This is a genomic window from Janthinobacterium sp. KBS0711, from assembly GCF_000988085.1.
Taxonomy (GTDB): Bacteria; Pseudomonadota; Gammaproteobacteria; order Burkholderiales; family Burkholderiaceae_D; genus Janthinobacterium; species Janthinobacterium lividum_E.
Window position 1 is genome coordinate 79,035 of the sequence record NZ_LBCO01000035.1, and the last position, 15,677, is coordinate 94,711.

Sequence of the window (15,677 nt, forward strand, 5' to 3'; positions counted from 1 at the left end):
GCAAGGGGTATCAGCTACATTGCCCCGGCGGCTACGCCGGGGAACTACAGTGCTTACAGGTCCAGCAGCAGGCGTGCAGGATCTTCCAGCGCTTCTTTCATCGCCACCAGGCCCAGGACGGCTTCGCGGCCATCAATGATGCGGTGGTCGTAGGACATGGCCAGGTAGTTCATCGGACGCACCACGATCTGGCCGTTTTCGACAACGGCGCGGTCTTTGGTCGCATGCACGCCCAGGATGGCCGATTGTGGCGGGTTGATGATCGGGGTCGACAGCATGGAGCCGAAGGTGCCGCCGTTCGAGATCGAGAACGTGCCGCCCGTCAGGTCGTCCAGGGTCAGCTTGCCTTCCTTGGCTTTCGCGCCGAATTCACCGATTTTTTTCTCGATGTCGGCGATCGACAGCTGGTCCGCGTTGCGGATGATAGGCACGACCAGGCCGCGCGGCGAACCGACCGCGATACCGATGTCGAAGTAGCCGTGGTAGACGATGTCGTTGCCGTCAACGGAAGCATTGATGATCGGGTACTTTTTCAGGGCGGCGACGGCGGCCTTGACGAAGAAGGACATGAAGCCCAGCTTGACGCCGTGCTCTTTCTCGAACTTGTCCTTGTACTTGTTGCGCAGGTCGATGACCGGCTGCATGTTCACTTCATTGAACGTGGTCAGGATGGCGTTCGTCGATTGCGATTGCAGCAGGCGCTCGGCGATACGTGCGCGCAGACGGCTCATCGGCACGCGCTCTTCAGGGCGGTCGCCCAGGTTGGCGGCCGACGGCGTGGCAACTTGTTGCAGCGCTGGCTTGGCAGCGGCTGGCGCCAGCGGCGCGACAGCTGGCTTGGCGGAAGCGGCCAGGGCGTCGCCCTTGGTCACGCGGCCATCTTTGCCGGAACCGGCGACGTCGCCAGCGGACAGGCCTTTTTCGGACAGGATCTTGGCAGCGGCAGGCATGGCGACATCGCCTTTGGTCGCAGCGGCTGGCGCCGAAGCGCTAGCGGTATCTTGAGCGGCGGCAGCCAGGGCTGGCGCAGGCACGGCCGACACTTCCATCGGGCTGACCTTGGCCGAGCCGTCGGTGTCGATGATGGCGATGACTTCGCCGGCGACGACGGTAGCGCCGTCAGCCTTGATGATTTGAACGATCACGCCAGCGGCAGGCGCCGGCAGTTCCAGCACCACTTTATCGGTTTCGATATCGATCATGTTTTCGTCGCGCGCAACTGGTTCGCCGACTTTCTTGTGCCATGCCAGCAGGGTCGCTTCTGCAACCGATTCCGACAACTGGGGAACTTTGACTTCGATTTGTGCCATGTAAAACTCCGTTTATTTTGTTATTGCGGCGCCGCCCCTGCGTAGCAAGGGCGGCGCTCCGTCATGATGTATGCAAGCAGGCGCCGTGCAATCGCATGGCGCCCCTTATCCTGCCACTTACTTGGTCAGGATAAAACCCTTCAGCTTCGAGAATGCCGTTTCCAGCAGATCTTTTTGCTGGGCGTAGTGCTTGTCATAGTAACCGACAGCAGGCGACGCCGAAGCAGGACGGCCGGCGTAAGCCAGACGCTGACCCGATTCCAGGCCTTCGAAGATGTTGTGCTGGATCTGGAACCAGGCGCCCTGGTTTTGCGGCTCGTCCTGCGCCCAGACCACTTCGACCAGGTTCGGGAACTTCTTCAGTTCGGCAGCGAACGACTTGTGCGGGAACGGATACAGCTGTTCCAGGCGCACGATGGCCGTGTCGGTCTGGCCGCGGGTCTTGCGTGCGTTGACCAGGTCGTAATAGACCTTGCCCGAGCAGGCGACCACGCGCTTGACTTTCTTGGCGTCGATTTTGTCGTCGACTTCGCCGATGACGGTCTGGAAACCGCCCTTGGCCAGGTCGGTCAGCGGCGAACCGGCATCCTTGTTGCGCAACAGCGACTTCGGCGTCAGGATGACCAGCGGCTTGCGGAACTGGCGCACCATCTGGCGGCGCAGCAAATGGAAGATCTGCGAAGCCGTCGTCGGCTGCACCACTTGCATGTTGTTGTCTGCGCACAGCTGCAGGAAACGCTCAGGACGGGCCGACGAGTGCTCAGGACCCTGGCCTTCGTAACCGTGCGGCAGCATCATGACCAAGCCCGAAGCGCGGCCCCACTTCACTTCGCCGGAGCTGATGAATTGGTCGATCACCACTTGCGCGCCGTTGGCGAAGTCGCCGAACTGGGCTTCCCAGATCGTCAGCGTGTTCGGCTCAGCGGTCGAGTAGCCGTATTCGAAGGCCAGTACGGCTTCTTCGGACAGCACCGAGTCGATGACGGTGAACGGCGCCTGGTTGTCCGACACGTTTTGCAGCGGAATGTAGGTGCCTGCATCCCAACGCTCGCGGTTCTGGTCATGCAGCACGGCGTGGCGGTGCACGAAGGTGCCGCGGCCGGCGTCCTGGCCCGTCAGGCGGATGGCGTAGCCGGACGATACCAGCGATGCGTAGGCCAGGTGTTCGCCCATGCCCCAGTCCAGGTTCATTTCGCCACGGCCCATGGTGGCGCGGTCGCCCAGTACTTTTTCAACCAGCGAGTGGACCTTGAAGTCTTCCGGCACGGTGGTGATGCGGGTGGCCAGGCGTTTCAGTTCCGTCATCGGCACGGCGGTGTCGGCCGAATCGGTCCATTTCTTGTTCAGGAACGGCAGCCAGTCGACGGCGTACTTGTTCTTGAAGTTCGAGATGACAGGATCGACGGTATGCTTGCCGGCGTCCATGGCGTCGCGGAACGCGGCCACCATCTTGTCGCCGCCATCGGCAGGGATCACGCCTTGCGCTACCAGCTTGTCCGCGTACAGCTTGCGGGTGCCTGGATGCTGGCCGATCTTCTTGTACATCAGTGGCTGCGTCAGCGCCGGCGTATCTTGCTCGTTGTGGCCAAGCTTGCGGTAGCAGATGATGTCGAGGACGATGTCCTTCTTGAATTCCATGCGGTAGTCGAGCGCGATCTGCGTCGCCAGCACCACGGCTTCCGGATCATCGGCGTTGATGTGCAGGACCGGCGCTTCGATCATCTTGACGACGTCCGAGCAGTACAGGGTCGAGCGGGCATCGCGCGGATCCGAGGTGGTGAAACCGATCTGGTTGTTGATCACGATATGCACCGTGCCGCCGGTATGGTAGCCGCGGGTTTGCGCCAGATTCAGCGTTTCCATGACCACGCCCTGGCCGGCGAAAGCGGCATCGCCGTGCACCAGGATAGGCAGCACTTGCGCGCCCTGCGCGTCGCCGCGACGGTCCATGCGGGCCTTGACGGAACCTTCGACCACAGGGTTGACGATTTCCAGGTGCGACGGGTTGAACGCCAGCGACAGGTGGACCGGGCCGCCTGCGGTGGAGATGTCCGACGAGAAACCTTGATGGTACTTCACGTCGCCGGCAGGCAGGTCGTCGCCATGCTTGCCTTCGAATTCTTCGAACAGTTCCTGCGGCGCCTTGCCCAGGGTGTTCACCAGCACGTTCAGGCGGCCGCGGTGGGCCATGCCGATGACGATTTCCTGCACGCCTTTTTCGCCGGCGCGCTGGATGGTTTCATCCATCGAGGCGATGAAGGTTTCGCCGCCTTCCAGGGAGAAGCGCTTCTGGCCCACGTAGCGGGTGTGCAGATAGCGTTCCAGGCCTTCAGCCGCGGTCAGGCGGTCGAGGATGTGGATTTTTTTCTCTGGGGTGAAATTCGGGGTGGAGCGGATCGATTCCAGTTTCTCTTGCAGCCAGCGCTTTTCGGCCGGGTCGGAGATGTACATGAATTCGGCGCCGATCGAACGCGTGTAGGTATCGCGCAGATAGTTGAGCAGATCGCGCAGGGTGGCGGTCTCGGGGCCAAAATAGGTATTGCTGATGTTGAACACGGTGTCCATGTCCGCGTCGGTGAAACCGTAGAAGCTCGGCTCGAGCTCAGGGATCATCGGACGTTCCTGGCGTTGCAGCGGGTCCAGGTTGGCCCAGTGCGAACCGAGGTAGCGGTAAGCGGCGATCAATTGCGTGGCGGCGACGCGCTTGCGGCCCATTTCGGCATCGAAGGAAGCGGTCACTGTGCGGATCGGACCTGCTTTTGCGCGCTCGGCGAACGAGGCGACGACGGAGGCATGCGCCACGTCAGGCTTGTTGGTGCCATCGACGGCAGGCACGTGCTGCATTGCGTCGAAGTAGGAACGCCAGTTATCGGGTACCGAGCCTGGGTTGTTCAGATACGCCTCGTACAGGTCTTCCACGTACGGAGCATTCCCACCGAACAGGTAGGAGTTGGTCGTTAATTGCTGCATATATTGCTCACCTTTCTTCGCGCTTCGCGAGGAATTAGCGGGTTAATCTAACCTTCCGCGACACGGCCTGACCGGTTAGCGGATTGCACATCAAGTTGTGGGGAAGGGCTTTTTTATTGCACCAGCATTCTGCATACCGTCATTTAGAATAGCACGCGGTATTGTAACGCAACAACGGCTAGTTGAATTTTATTTGGCAAGCAAATGTAAGCTGTGTTGTTGATTTTCCCGGGCTTGCAAGCCTGTCACTGTTGTGCTTACGGCACATCGGCGGCCCTGCCGGCGTGCCGCTTGCGGCCAACTGGTCTGCCCGACAACGGCCCCGCCGCGATGGCTGCCAGCCACTCGGGATCGCCGGCAAACCACTCCACCAGGAAGTCGAGCATGGTGCGCAGCAGGGGCGACATGTGCTGGCGCGAGGTGTAGACGCCATAGATGCCCATGTCCTGCGGCTGGTACGCGGGCAGCAGCTCCACCAACTGCCCGCTGGCGATCAGCGGCGCGGCCGAAAAGCGCGGCTGCATGGCGATGCCCGCCCCCGCCACCGTGGCCACCAGCAGGACCAGCGACTCATTCGCCGACAGGCGGCCGCTGACGGGGACAGTGAGCGCTTCCCCGTCGTGCGTGAATTGCCACAGGCTCTTGCCGAAATACGTATAGGTCAGGCAGTTGTGCAGCGCCAGGTCTTGCGCCCGGCGCGGCGTGCCATGCGCGGCCAGGTACGATGGCGCGGCGCACACCACCGACGCGCAGCTGGCCAGCTGGCGCGCGATCAGGTTCGGCTCGAGCGCGTTGGTGATGCGGATCGCCAGGTCGATGCGCTGCTCCACCAGGTTGACGGCGCGGTTCTCCATCTGCAGGTCGACGGCGGCGCGCGGGTAGCGCCGCAGGTAAGCGGTTACTGCGCCAGCGAGCGCCGTCTGCGCCAGCGATTGCGAGCAGGTGATGCGCAGCAAGCCGTGCGGCGTGTCGAGGCCCTCGGGCGAGGTGACGGCCATGGCGCCGGCCACTTCCAGCATCTGGCGGCAGCGCGCCAAGGTGGTCTCGCCCGCATCCGTCAGGCTCAGACGGCGCGTGGTGCGATGCAACAGGCGCGCCTCCGCCCACTCTTCCATCTCGGCCAGATAGCGCGTCACCATGGCGCGCGACATGTCGAGCGCCTCGCTGGCGGCCACCATGCTGCCCCGCTCGGCGATGGCGACGAATACTTGTGCTGCGGTGATGCGGTCCATGCGGTACTCCCTTGATTCATCCGATCCATGCAACTAAGTATTGCAATCTACCCTATTTGTCGCGCCTGGTCGAAAGGATAATATGCGGGAGAGCATCCAATGCAGAAAGAATAATATGTTTGCACGCGCCGCCCGCCCCTCCCGCACCCTGGAAACCTTCCGCCTGGATGTGCTGGGCCGCGCACCGTCCACTTCGCTGCTGCTGAGCGGCTTGACGGACGCCATCCTCGTCAACACCCAGTTCCTGCGCGGCGACGCGGCGCAGTTAGCGCACACCATCGCCGCCAGCGGCAAGCGCCTGGCCACCATCTATATCAGCGCGGCCGAACCGCAAGCCTATTTCGGCCTGGGCGTGCTGCAGCAAGCCTTTCCGCACGCCGACATCCTCGCCAGCGGCGCCACGGTCGAGGCGATCCGCAGCCAGGCCGGCGCCAGGGTCGCCCACTGGGGCGGCATCCTCAAGCACAATGCACCGCGCTGCATCGTCCTGCCGCAACCCTTTGAGGGCGACAGCCTGCCACTGGAAGGCCGGCACGTCGCCCTGCGCCACCTGGAAGCGGCGTTGAACTGAGGCCGTTCTGGCCGGCCCTACAACGCGGCCAGGAAGCGCTCATACGCTTGCGCGCTGCGCGCCAGCCGCTCGGCATAGCCCGTTTCCTTCGGCCCGTCTTCCGCGCCATAAAAGGCAAAGAAGCGGCGGTTGTCGGCGCCGATATACGCCAGGGTGACATCGAACGGCGCCAGCAGCTGCGCCAGGGTGACGTTCCACTTGCCTTCCGGCTTGAAGTCTTCCTGGCGGATGCCTGCCGTCACGGCCAGCGCCACTTTTCTTCCCTTGAAGGCATCGCCGCCCGTGCCATAGGCCCAGCCGTACGCCAGCACCTCATCGAGCCACTGCTTGAGCAAGGGCGGGCAGTTGAACCAGTACACGGGGAACTGCAAGACCACATTGGCGTGCGCCTCCACCAGCGCCTGCTCGCGCGCCACGTCGATCTGTCCATCCGGATAAGCCTGGTGCACATTGTGGATGGTGTAGCGGTCGGGATACTGCGCCAGCTCCTGCAGCCAGCGCTTGTTGGCGACCGACGTGTCGATGGAGGGATGGAAGACGATAACAAGGGTTTTCAACATGCTGTTTTTCCTGAAATGGGATGGATACACCGGCCCGCATGCACAGAAAAGCAGGCAAGCCGGTACCCTGCCCCGCGGCGCTTCATTGCACCGCCAGAAGCAAAAACAGCATAACCATGGCGAGTACTTTATACAAGTACGCACATTTATTGCTCATACCATACAAAAAGTAAGTTACTTAGCTATAGAAAAGCGCCTTGCCATGCATATCAGGATCAGGCTGGCTGGTGCCGTTCGCCCCACTCGCACAGGGTGTGGAGCACGGGGATCAGCGAGGCGCCCTTGCTTGAGAGCGAATATTCCACCTTGGGCGGCACTTGGGGATATTCCTTGCGGACGATCAGCGCGTCCGCTTCCAGCTCCTTCAGCACGACGCTGAGGGTCTTGAAGGCGATGCCGCCGAGATGGCGTTTGAGTTCGTTGTGCCGCAGCACGGTGTTTGCCGCCAGCGCATACAGGATCAGCATCTTGTATTTGCCGCCGATCAGCGACAAGGTATAGCCAAATGCCGTATCGGCCAGGGCCACGCCGCTGGGGGCGCAGGTTTCATCATTCATCGCGTTGTGCTTCCTGTGGATCCAGGGTCCGAGCATAACAGCCCGGCATAAAAAAACGGGCCGAAGCCCGTTTTTTTGTTTGCTCGATACCGCTCTGGATTAACGCTTGTCCAGTGGCAGTACTTCACGCGTGGTCGAACCGACGAACAGCTGGCGCGGACGGCCGATTTTTTGCTCTGGGTCGGCGATCATTTCGTTCCACTGGGCGATCCAGCCGATCGTACGGGCCATAGCGAAGATACCGGTGAACAGCGACACGGGGATGCCCAGCGCCGATTGCACGATGCCCGAGTAGAAGTCGACGTTCGGGTACAGTTTGCGCGACACGAAGTACTCGTCGTTCAGTGCAATCTTTTCCAGTTCCATCGCCAGCTTGAACAGCGGGTCGTCTTGCAGACCCAGTTCTTGCAGCACTTCGTAGCAGGTTTCACGCATCAGCTTGGCGCGTGGATCGAAGTTCTTGTACACGCGGTGGCCAAAGCCCATCAGCTTGACGCCGGAGTTCTTGTCCTTGACTTGCGCGATGAAGGCAGGGATGTTCTCGACGGTGCCGATTTCTTTCAGCATGTTCAGTGCCGCTTCGTTGGCGCCGCCGTGAGCAGGACCCCACAGGCAGGCGATACCGGCAGCGATACAGGCGAACGGGTTGGCGCCCGACGAACCGGCCAGACGGACGGTCGATGTCGATGCGTTTTGCTCGTGGTCCGCGTGCAGGATCAGGATGCGGTCCAGTGCGCGCACCAGCACGTCATTGACCTTGTACTCTTCGCACGGGTTGGCGAACATCATGTGCATGAAGTTGGCGCTGTACGACAGGTCGTTGCGTGGGTACACGAACGGCTGGCCGACCGAGTACTTGTAGGTCATGGCGACCAGGGTTGGCATCTTGGCGATCAGGCGGATGGCCGACACTTCGCGGTGACGCGGGTCGTTGATGTCCAGCGAGTCATGATAGAACGATGCCAGCGCGCCGACGGTGCCCACCAGGACCGACATCGGATGCGCGTCGCGGCGGAAGCCACGGAAGAAGAATTGCATCTGTTCGTGCACCATCGTGTGCTTGGTGACGGTGTCGACGAACTTGGCTTTCTGCGCCGCGTTCGGCAGTTCGCCGTTCAGCAGCAGGTAGCACGATTCCATGAAGTCGGCGTTGACGGCCAACTGTTCGATCGGGTAACCACGGTACAGCAGCTCGCCCTTGTCGCCGTCGATGTAGGTGATCGACGAGTTGCAGGCGGCCGTCGACATAAAGCCTGGGTCGTAGGTGAACTTGCCGCTACCGGCGTACAGTTTGCGGATGTCGATGACGTCCGGGCCAACCGTGCCTTTGTAGATTGGAAATTCAAGCGATGGGCTGCCATCGGAGAACGACAGGGTAGCTTTTGTGTCAGAGATATTCATGGGCTCTTCCTTCTCGGGAGTGAGTCGAAATTAAAATCAAAAATTCTGGCTGCAATTCGCACCGCAATTCGGCAGTGCTACAGCGCGCCACTCGCACCGTTTGCAATATATCGCCCAGGCGTCTAGGCAATGCGCAGTCGTTGCAGCAGTGCGCGCACATGCGGCAGATCGACTTCGCCTTCCGGCTCTTTACGGGCCAGTACCAGATCCATTAACGCATTGTCCGATAAATCCAGCAAACGCGTCAGCGCGTCAACTTCTTCATCGGTCAATTCGGTTTCATACGCATCGAGAAAACGGGTCAGGATAATATCGTTTTCCAGCAGGCCACGGCGTGAACGCCAGCGCAGGCGGGCGCGGTTGGCCGGGTCGGCCTGATGCGAGGACAAAATTGATTCTGTCATTTGGTTTACCACTTTACGTGTGCCTTGCGGCACGGTGCTGCTTTGCAGGCGCCGCCTGCAGGCAAGAGAGGATACCCTCTTCCCGCAAACGGCGCCCGGCGGATGCGATCAGGGGGATCAGATCGCGCGGCGGACCATCAATTCCTTGATCTTGCCGATCGCCTTGTTCGGGTTCAACCCTTTCGGGCAGACGTCGACGCAGTTCATGATCGAATGGCAGCGGAACAGGCGATACGGGTCTTCCAGGTTGTCCAGACGCGCGCCCGTGGCTTCGTCGCGCGAATCGGCGATGAAGCGGTAGGCTTGCAGCAAGCCAGCCGGGCCGACGAATTTGTCCGGATTCCACCAGAACGACGGGCACGACGTGGAGCAGCATGCGCACAGGATGCACTCGTACAGGCCATCGAGTTCTTCGCGCTGTTCCGGCGACTGCAGGCGTTCTTTTTCAGGCGGGATCGAATCGTTGATCAGGAAAGGCTTGATCGAATCGTACTGCTTGAAAAATTGCGTCATGTCGACGATCAGGTCGCGGATGACCGGCAGACCTGGCAACGGACGCAGCACGATAGGCTCGGTCAGTTCGTTCAGGTTGGTGGTGCATGCCAGGCCGTTCTTGCCGTTGATGTTCATCGCGTCCGAACCGCACACGCCTTCGCGGCACGAGCGGCGCAGGGCCAGCGAGTCATCGACGTCCGACTTGATGCGCTGCAGTGCGTCGAGCAGCATCTTGTCGGTGTCTTTCAGCTCGACCGTCAGGTCTTGCATGTAAGGCTTGGCATCCTGGTCAGGATCGTAGCGGTAGATTTTGAATTTGAGAGTGCGTGCCATGGTATAGCCTTAGAAAGTACGTGGTTTCGGTTTGAAGGTATCAACCGTCAAAGGCTTGGTCACGACTGGCTTGTATTCCAGTCGGTTGCCTTCCGAATACCACAGCGTGTGCTTCATCCAGTTGTCGTCGTCGCGGGTCGGGTGGTCGTCCTGGGCGTGGGCGCCGCGCGATTCCTTGCGGGCCGCTGCCGAGACGATGGTCGCCTTTGCCGTTTCGATCAGGTTGTCCAGCTCCAGCGCTTCCACGCGGGCCGTATTGAAGACCATCGATTTATCCTTGAACGAGACGTGCTTGCGGCGCTCGTCGAGCTTCATGATTTCTTCGACGCCCTTGTTCAGCATCTCGTCGGTACGGAACACGCCACAGTACTTCTGCATGGTGGCGCGGATGTCGTTCGCCACGCCCTGCACGGTTTCCGTGCCGGTCGAGTTTTCCAGGCGCTGCAAGCGGCCCATGGCAAAGTCGGCTGCATCGGCTGGCAAAGGCTTGTTTTCCTTGGCTTTCAGACCGCTGTTGACGATGTGGTTACCGGCCGCGCGGCCGAAGACCACCAGGTCGAGCAGCGAGTTCGTGCCCAGGCGGTTGGCGCCGTGCACGGAAACGCAAGCGCATTCGCCGATCGCGTACAGGCCGTTGACAACTTTCGCCGAATTATCCGGACCGGTCGGGGTGACGACCTGGCCGTGGATATTCGTCGGGATGCCGCCCATCTGGTAGTGAATCGTCGGCACGACAGGAATCGGTTCCTTGGTGGCGTCGACGTTGGCGAACTTGTGGCCGATTTCCAGGATCGACGGCAGGCGCTTGGCGATGGTGTCGGCGCCGATATGGCGCAGGTCCAGCATCACGTGGTCCTTGTTCGGACCGCAGCCGCGGCCTTCCTTGATTTCCTGGTCCATCGAACGCGAGACGAAGTCGCGCGGCGCCAGATCCTTCAGGGTAGGCGCATAGCGCTCCATGAAGCGTTCGCCTTCGCTATTGATCAGGATGCCGCCTTCGCCGCGCACGCCTTCGGTGATCAATACGCCCGCGCCGGCCACGCCGGTCGGGTGGAACTGCCAGAATTCCATGTCTTGCAGCGGCAGGCCGGCGCGTGCCGCCATGCCCATGCCGTCGCCCGTGTTGATGAACGCATTCGTCGACGCGGCGAAGATACGGCCTGCGCCGCCCGTTGCCATGACCGTCGTTTTTGCTTCCAGGATCATGCATTCGCCGGTTTCCATTTCCAGCGCGACTACACCGATCACGTCGCCTTCGGCGTCACGGATCAGGTCGAGCGCCATCCATTCGACGAAGAAATGCGTACGGGCGCGCACGTTGCGCTGGTACAGCGTGTGCAACAGGGCGTGACCGGTACGGTCGGCTGCCGCGCAAGCGCGCTGCACCGGCTTTTCGCCGAAGTGGGCCGTGTGGCCGCCGAAAGGACGCTGATAGATGGTGCCGTCAGGGTTGCGGTCGAACGGCATGCCGAAGTGTTCCAGTTCGTACACGACCTTCGGTGCTTCGCGGCACATGAATTCGATGGCATCCTGGTCGCCCAGATAGTCGCCACCCTTGACGGTGTCGAACATGTGCCAGAACCAGTTGTCTTCGGCCATGTTGCCGAGCGACGCGCCGATACCGCCCTGCGCCGCCACGGTGTGCGAGCGGGTCGGGAAAACTTTCGAGAGCACTGCGACGTTCAGGCCGGCTTCAGCCAGCTGCAACGACGCGCGCATGCCGGAACCGCCGGCGCCAACGATGACCGCATCAAAGCGGCGGGTAGGAATTGCAGATTTATATGCTGCCACGATTACACACTCCAGAGTATCTGTACCGTCCAGCCGGCACAAGCGATCAACCACAGCATGGTGGCAATTTGCAGGGTCAGGCGGAGGCCAACGCTTTTCACGTAGTCCATCCAGATATTGCGTACGCCGACCCATGCGTGGTAGAACAAGGCAACAAACGTCACCAGGCTGATTAATTTGAACCATTGCTGTGCGAACAGACCTGCCCAGCCTTCATAGCTGAAGTTGCTGCCGGTCAGGAAGGCGATCAGCAGGATGGCGACGTAGGCCACCATGACGAGGGCGGTGACGCGTTGCGCCAGCCAGTCGCGCAAGCCGTAATGGGCGCCGACAACGAGGCGTTTCGGTCCGATGTTATTGTTTGCCATTAAAATACTCCAAACAGTTTCAAAGCGACCAGAGCGGTCAGTACCAGACTGATCACCAGAACGAACTTGGCCGTATTGCGCGCAGGTTCTTTCTCGGCGGCGACGTGCACGTCCATGAACAGGTGGCGGATACCGGCGCAGAAGTGGTGCAGGAAGGCCCAGACCAGACCCAGGGTGATCAGCTTGACGAACCAGTGCGAGGCGATGCCCTGGAAGTAGGCGTAGGACATTTCGGAACGCAGACTCAGTTCCAGCATGTACAGGATGCCCGGCAGCAGGGCGAAAATGATGATGCCGCTGATGCGATGCAGGATCGAGACGATGGCGCCGATCGCCATGCGGTAGTTCGACAATTCGGTAACATGGATGTTACGGAATTGCGGCCGTTCTTTTTTTGGTACTTCTCTTACGGCTTCAGACATAACAAAAACCTCCCCTTTGAATTTCAACTAAATATTGAAGCCGCGATTTTCGCCGATTTTCGCAACCGATACCAATATCTATTGTTACATATAACCAAAATGGTTTTTTACTACAAAATACCGCGCTACTTTCCGTAGTTCACGTAATTTAATTACAGAATCGCCGGCAAAACACGGCCCGCCGGGGCGGGCCATGCTGTCGCTGCGCTTTCCGTTGTCTCCGTTGCCCGCCTCGCGGCAGGCATCTTGCAAGCGATGCACTTCAGCCTTGCTGCTTGTTCGGACGTCCAGGGACATCCCGCCGCTTCAGCTGAGTTCATTCTGATAATGATGGCGACTGGTCAGGTACAAGCCCCGGCGCAGTTCGACCGGCTTGTCGCCGTAGGTAAACGACACGCGCTCGGAACTGAGCAAGGGCGTGCCGAGATCGATATTCAACAGTTGCGCGGCGCCCGCGTCGGCGCACACGGCGCGGATCTGCTCGGACGCGCGTATCATGCGCGTGCCAAATTCCGTTTCGAACAGGCCGTACATGGGACCCTTGTACTCCACCAGGCGCTCGGCCGTCAGGCCTTTGAAGATCAGGCCGGGCAGCCACAGCTCCTCGACGATGGTCGGCACGCCGTCGAAATACTGCACGCGCTTGATGAAGATGACGGCATCGCCGGACTTCAGGTCCATCAGGCGCGCCACGTCGGCCGGCGCGCGCACGCGCTTGACTTCAATAAATTTGCTTTCGGGATAATGCGGCACGCCTTCGTCCGGCACCAGGCGCAGGAAGCGGAAATGCGCGCGCGCCTCATGGTGGGTGGAAACGAAGGTGCCCTTGCCCTGGCGGCGCATGACGAGATTTTCGGCGGCCAGTTCATCGATGGCCTTGCGCACCGTACCCTGGCTGACCTTGAAGCGCCCTGCCAGCTCGACTTCGCTGGGAATCAGTTCGCCCGGCTTCCATTCGCCCGATTGCAGGCTCTGCGTGATGAGCGCCTTGATCTGCTGGTACAGGGGACTGAAGGTGGGCGATGCGGTCGCGGCAGGCGCGGGCACGGCCGCAGTGGCATTCACGCTGGCGACAGGGGCGGCGGCGGTGCTGGCTGCCGCGGCGACGGGCATGGCCGGGGTGCCCGCGGTCGGACTGACCGCCCCGCTTGCAGCAGTGGCATTGTTGGTCAGATTGGACGAGGCGGAATTCATAGTCCGACATTTCAACACAAATCACTGCCCGCGTCCAGTAAAACACACGTAGTTATCTGTCTTATATAAGACATAAGATATGATTGACAGATAGGGATCAGAGGCCTAAACTGCCCTCGATAAAACTTGTGAGCCCGCGTTTTATGTTGTCGGCCAGCCACTCTGGCTTCGTGCAGCACAAGCGTGACGGCAGCGTACACCAGCAATTCGGTGGCGCGGGCCGGTTTTGGTATCATTATAGTTTTTCCGGATAAGCGTAAGCCCAGCTTCAAGCCCGTTTTCTTTCCCATTTTTGGAGATTCATCATGGCTAAAACCCCAATGCGTGTTGCAGTGACCGGCGCCGCCGGCCAGATCGGCTACGCCCTGTTGTTCCGCATCGCCAATGGCGACATGCTCGGCAAAGACCAGCCTGTCATCTTGCAACTGCTTGAAATCCCGGACGAAAAAGCCCAGAAGGCGCTCAAGGGCGTGATGATGGAAATCGACGACTGCGCCTTCCCGCTGCTGACGGAAATGACCGCCCACTCCGATCCGCTGACGGCATTCAAGGACGTCGACGTGGCCGTACTGGTTGGCGCGCGTCCGCGCGGCCCAGGCATGGAACGCAAGGACCTGCTGGAAGCGAACGCCCAGATCTTCACGGTGCAAGGCAAGGCGCTCGACGCCGTCGCTTCGCGCAACGTGAAAGTACTGGTGGTCGGCAACCCTGCCAACACCAACGCCTACATCGCCATGAAATCGGCGCCATCGCTGCCAGCGAAAAACTTCACCGCCATGCTGCGCCTGGACCACAACCGCGCGCTGTCGCAAGTCGCTGCCAAGACCGGCACCGCCGTGAAAGACATCGAGAAGCTGACCGTGTGGGGCAACCACTCGCCTACGATGTACGCGGACTACCGCTTCGCCACCGTCAACGGCAAAGCTGTCAAGGACCTGATCAACGACCAGGAATGGAACGCCAACGTGTTCCTGCCTACCGTCGGCAAGCGCGGCGCGGCCATCATCGAAGCGCGCGGCCTGTCGTCGGCAGCGTCGGCAGCGAACGCCGCCATCGACCACATCCATGACTGGATGCTGGGCACCGCCGGCAAGTGGACCACCATGGGCGTTCCTTCGGATGGCTCGTATGGCATTCCTGAAGGCACCGTGTTCGGCTTCCCGGTCACCACCGACAACGGTGAGTACACCATCGTTCAAGGTCTGGAAATCGATGCATTCTCGCAAGAGCGCATCAACCTGACCCTGAAAGAACTGACCGAAGAGCGCGAAGGCGTGAAACACCTGCTGGCTTAAGTCCAGTGTTGGCGGCGCGGCAATGCGCCGCCCGCCAAGAAGGCCGCTCCGCGAAATTCGCGGCGCGGCTGTTTTCTCAAGTAGTTTTTACCTGCAGAAATGCCTTAAGCATGCACCCTTCCGAGGTTTTATTCCAAGGCAAACGCCAGCCGCTGTTGCTCGCCGCTTGCGACCACTACGCCGGCTCTGAAAAGCTGATGCGTAAATCGATTGCTTTGCAACAAGAGCTTGGCCCCCTGTTCGACATCACGTTCGACTGCGAAGACGGCGCCAGCGCCGGCAATGAAGAAGCCCACGCCCTGATGATCGCCGGCCTGCTGGCCAGCGACGAGAACCAGTTCAACCGCATCGGCGTGCGCGTGCACGACGTCGACAGCCCGTTTTTCGTGCGTGACGTGGAAATCATCTGCAGCGCCGCGTCCCGCCTGGCCTACATCGCCGTGCCCAAGGTGGCCGGCGTGCAGGATGCCATGCTGGCCATCGACCTGATCAACCTGCACGCGCGCCGCGCCGGCCGCGACAACCTGCCCGTGCACATCCTGATCGAGACGCATGGCGCGCTGCGCGACGCCTACGCCATCGCCGCCCTGCCCCAGGTCGAATGCCTCTCCTTCGGCATCATGGATTTCGTTTCGGCCCACTACGGCGCCATTCCCGCCGCCGCCATGCGCACGCCGGGCCAGTTCACGCACCCGCTGGTGGTGCGCGCCAAACTGGAAGTGGCGGCCGCCTGCCACGCGCACGGCAAGGTGCCGTCGCATAACGTGACGACGG

At 60.9% G+C, this 15,677-nt stretch carries 16 protein-coding genes; 3 read left to right on the plus strand and 13 right to left on the minus strand.

Annotated features, from left to right (window positions below):
* Positions 1–53: 53 nt before the first annotated feature.
* The 3 genes from odhB to VM94_RS23675 all read right to left on the minus strand — a co-directional run bounded on the left by odhB (position 54) and on the right by VM94_RS23675 (position 5,512).
* Positions 54–1,310 (minus strand): 2-oxoglutarate dehydrogenase complex dihydrolipoyllysine-residue succinyltransferase, encoded by a 1,257-nt coding sequence (gene odhB, locus VM94_RS23665; protein ID WP_046685724.1) that lies wholly within the window; start codon positions 1,308–1,310, stop codon positions 54–56.
* A gap of 117 nt (positions 1,311–1,427) precedes the next feature.
* Positions 1,428–4,280, minus strand: coding sequence for a 2-oxoglutarate dehydrogenase E1 component (locus tag VM94_RS23670; RefSeq protein ID WP_046685725.1), 2,853 nt, complete (start codon positions 4,278–4,280; stop codon positions 1,428–1,430).
* A gap of 257 nt (positions 4,281–4,537) precedes the next feature.
* Positions 4,538–5,512: a LysR family transcriptional regulator gene (locus tag VM94_RS23675; protein ID WP_046685726.1), complete on the minus strand. Its 975-nt coding sequence runs from the start codon at positions 5,510–5,512 to the stop codon at positions 4,538–4,540.
* Positions 5,513–5,627: 115 nt separating this feature from the next.
* On the opposite strand from VM94_RS23675, the gene VM94_RS23680 reads away from it, so the two are divergent.
* Positions 5,628–6,083, plus strand: a complete 456-nt coding sequence (locus VM94_RS23680) for a hypothetical protein (RefSeq protein WP_052755914.1) — start codon at positions 5,628–5,630, stop codon at positions 6,081–6,083.
* A gap of 17 nt (positions 6,084–6,100) precedes the next feature.
* Here the strand turns inward: VM94_RS23680 and VM94_RS23685 are convergent, their stop codons facing one another.
* The 10 genes from VM94_RS23685 to VM94_RS23725 form a co-directional block, all read right to left on the minus strand.
* Positions 6,101–6,643, minus strand: a complete 543-nt coding sequence (locus VM94_RS23685) for an NAD(P)H-dependent oxidoreductase (protein ID WP_046685727.1) — start codon at positions 6,641–6,643, stop codon at positions 6,101–6,103.
* 215 nt (positions 6,644–6,858) lie between these two features.
* A complete protein-coding gene (locus VM94_RS23690; protein ID WP_046685728.1) occupies positions 6,859–7,200 on the minus strand; it encodes a winged helix-turn-helix transcriptional regulator in 342 nt (113 codons plus the stop codon).
* A 99-nt stretch (positions 7,201–7,299) separates the two neighbouring features.
* The gene (gene gltA / locus VM94_RS23695) at positions 7,300–8,601 is read right to left on the minus strand and encodes a citrate synthase (protein WP_034752071.1); all 1,302 of its coding nucleotides are present in this window, start codon (positions 8,599–8,601) and stop codon (positions 7,300–7,302) included.
* Between the two features lie 122 nt (positions 8,602–8,723).
* Positions 8,724–9,005 carry an FAD assembly factor SdhE gene (locus VM94_RS23700; RefSeq protein ID WP_034752073.1) on the minus strand — a complete coding sequence of 94 codons (282 nt, stop codon included), beginning with the start codon at positions 9,003–9,005 and terminating at the stop codon, positions 8,724–8,726.
* Positions 9,006–9,122: 117 nt separating this feature from the next.
* Positions 9,123–9,833 (minus strand): succinate dehydrogenase iron-sulfur subunit, encoded by a 711-nt coding sequence (locus VM94_RS23705; protein WP_046685729.1) that lies wholly within the window; start codon positions 9,831–9,833, stop codon positions 9,123–9,125.
* 9 nt (positions 9,834–9,842) lie between these two features.
* The gene (sdhA, locus tag VM94_RS23710; RefSeq protein WP_046685730.1) at positions 9,843–11,624 is read right to left on the minus strand and encodes a succinate dehydrogenase flavoprotein subunit; all 1,782 of its coding nucleotides are present in this window, start codon (positions 11,622–11,624) and stop codon (positions 9,843–9,845) included.
* A gap of 2 nt (positions 11,625–11,626) precedes the next feature.
* The gene (gene sdhD / locus VM94_RS23715) at positions 11,627–11,992 is read right to left on the minus strand and encodes a succinate dehydrogenase, hydrophobic membrane anchor protein (RefSeq protein WP_046685731.1); all 366 of its coding nucleotides are present in this window, start codon (positions 11,990–11,992) and stop codon (positions 11,627–11,629) included.
* Entirely contained in the window at positions 11,992–12,414 is a 423-nt protein-coding gene (gene sdhC / locus VM94_RS23720) for a succinate dehydrogenase, cytochrome b556 subunit (RefSeq protein ID WP_046685732.1), read from the minus strand. The genes sdhD and sdhC overlap by 1 nt, the downstream gene beginning before the upstream one ends.
* 84 nt (positions 12,415–12,498) lie before the next feature.
* Positions 12,499–12,711, minus strand: coding sequence for a hypothetical protein (locus VM94_RS28380; RefSeq protein ID WP_138829166.1), 213 nt, complete (start codon positions 12,709–12,711; stop codon positions 12,499–12,501).
* 9 nt (positions 12,712–12,720) lie between these two features.
* Entirely contained in the window at positions 12,721–13,608 is an 888-nt protein-coding gene (locus tag VM94_RS23725; RefSeq protein WP_082127888.1) for a GntR family transcriptional regulator, read from the minus strand.
* Positions 13,609–13,913: 305 nt separating this feature from the next.
* Here VM94_RS23725 and VM94_RS23730 point away from each other — a divergent pair, with 305 nt between their 5' ends.
* Positions 13,914–14,903, plus strand: a complete 990-nt coding sequence (locus tag VM94_RS23730) for a malate dehydrogenase (protein ID WP_034752084.1) — start codon at positions 13,914–13,916, stop codon at positions 14,901–14,903.
* A 110-nt stretch (positions 14,904–15,013) separates the two neighbouring features.
* Positions 15,014–15,677: aldolase/citrate lyase family protein (locus tag VM94_RS29250; protein ID WP_046686308.1), on the plus strand; the 664-nt coding region annotated here is incomplete at its 3' end.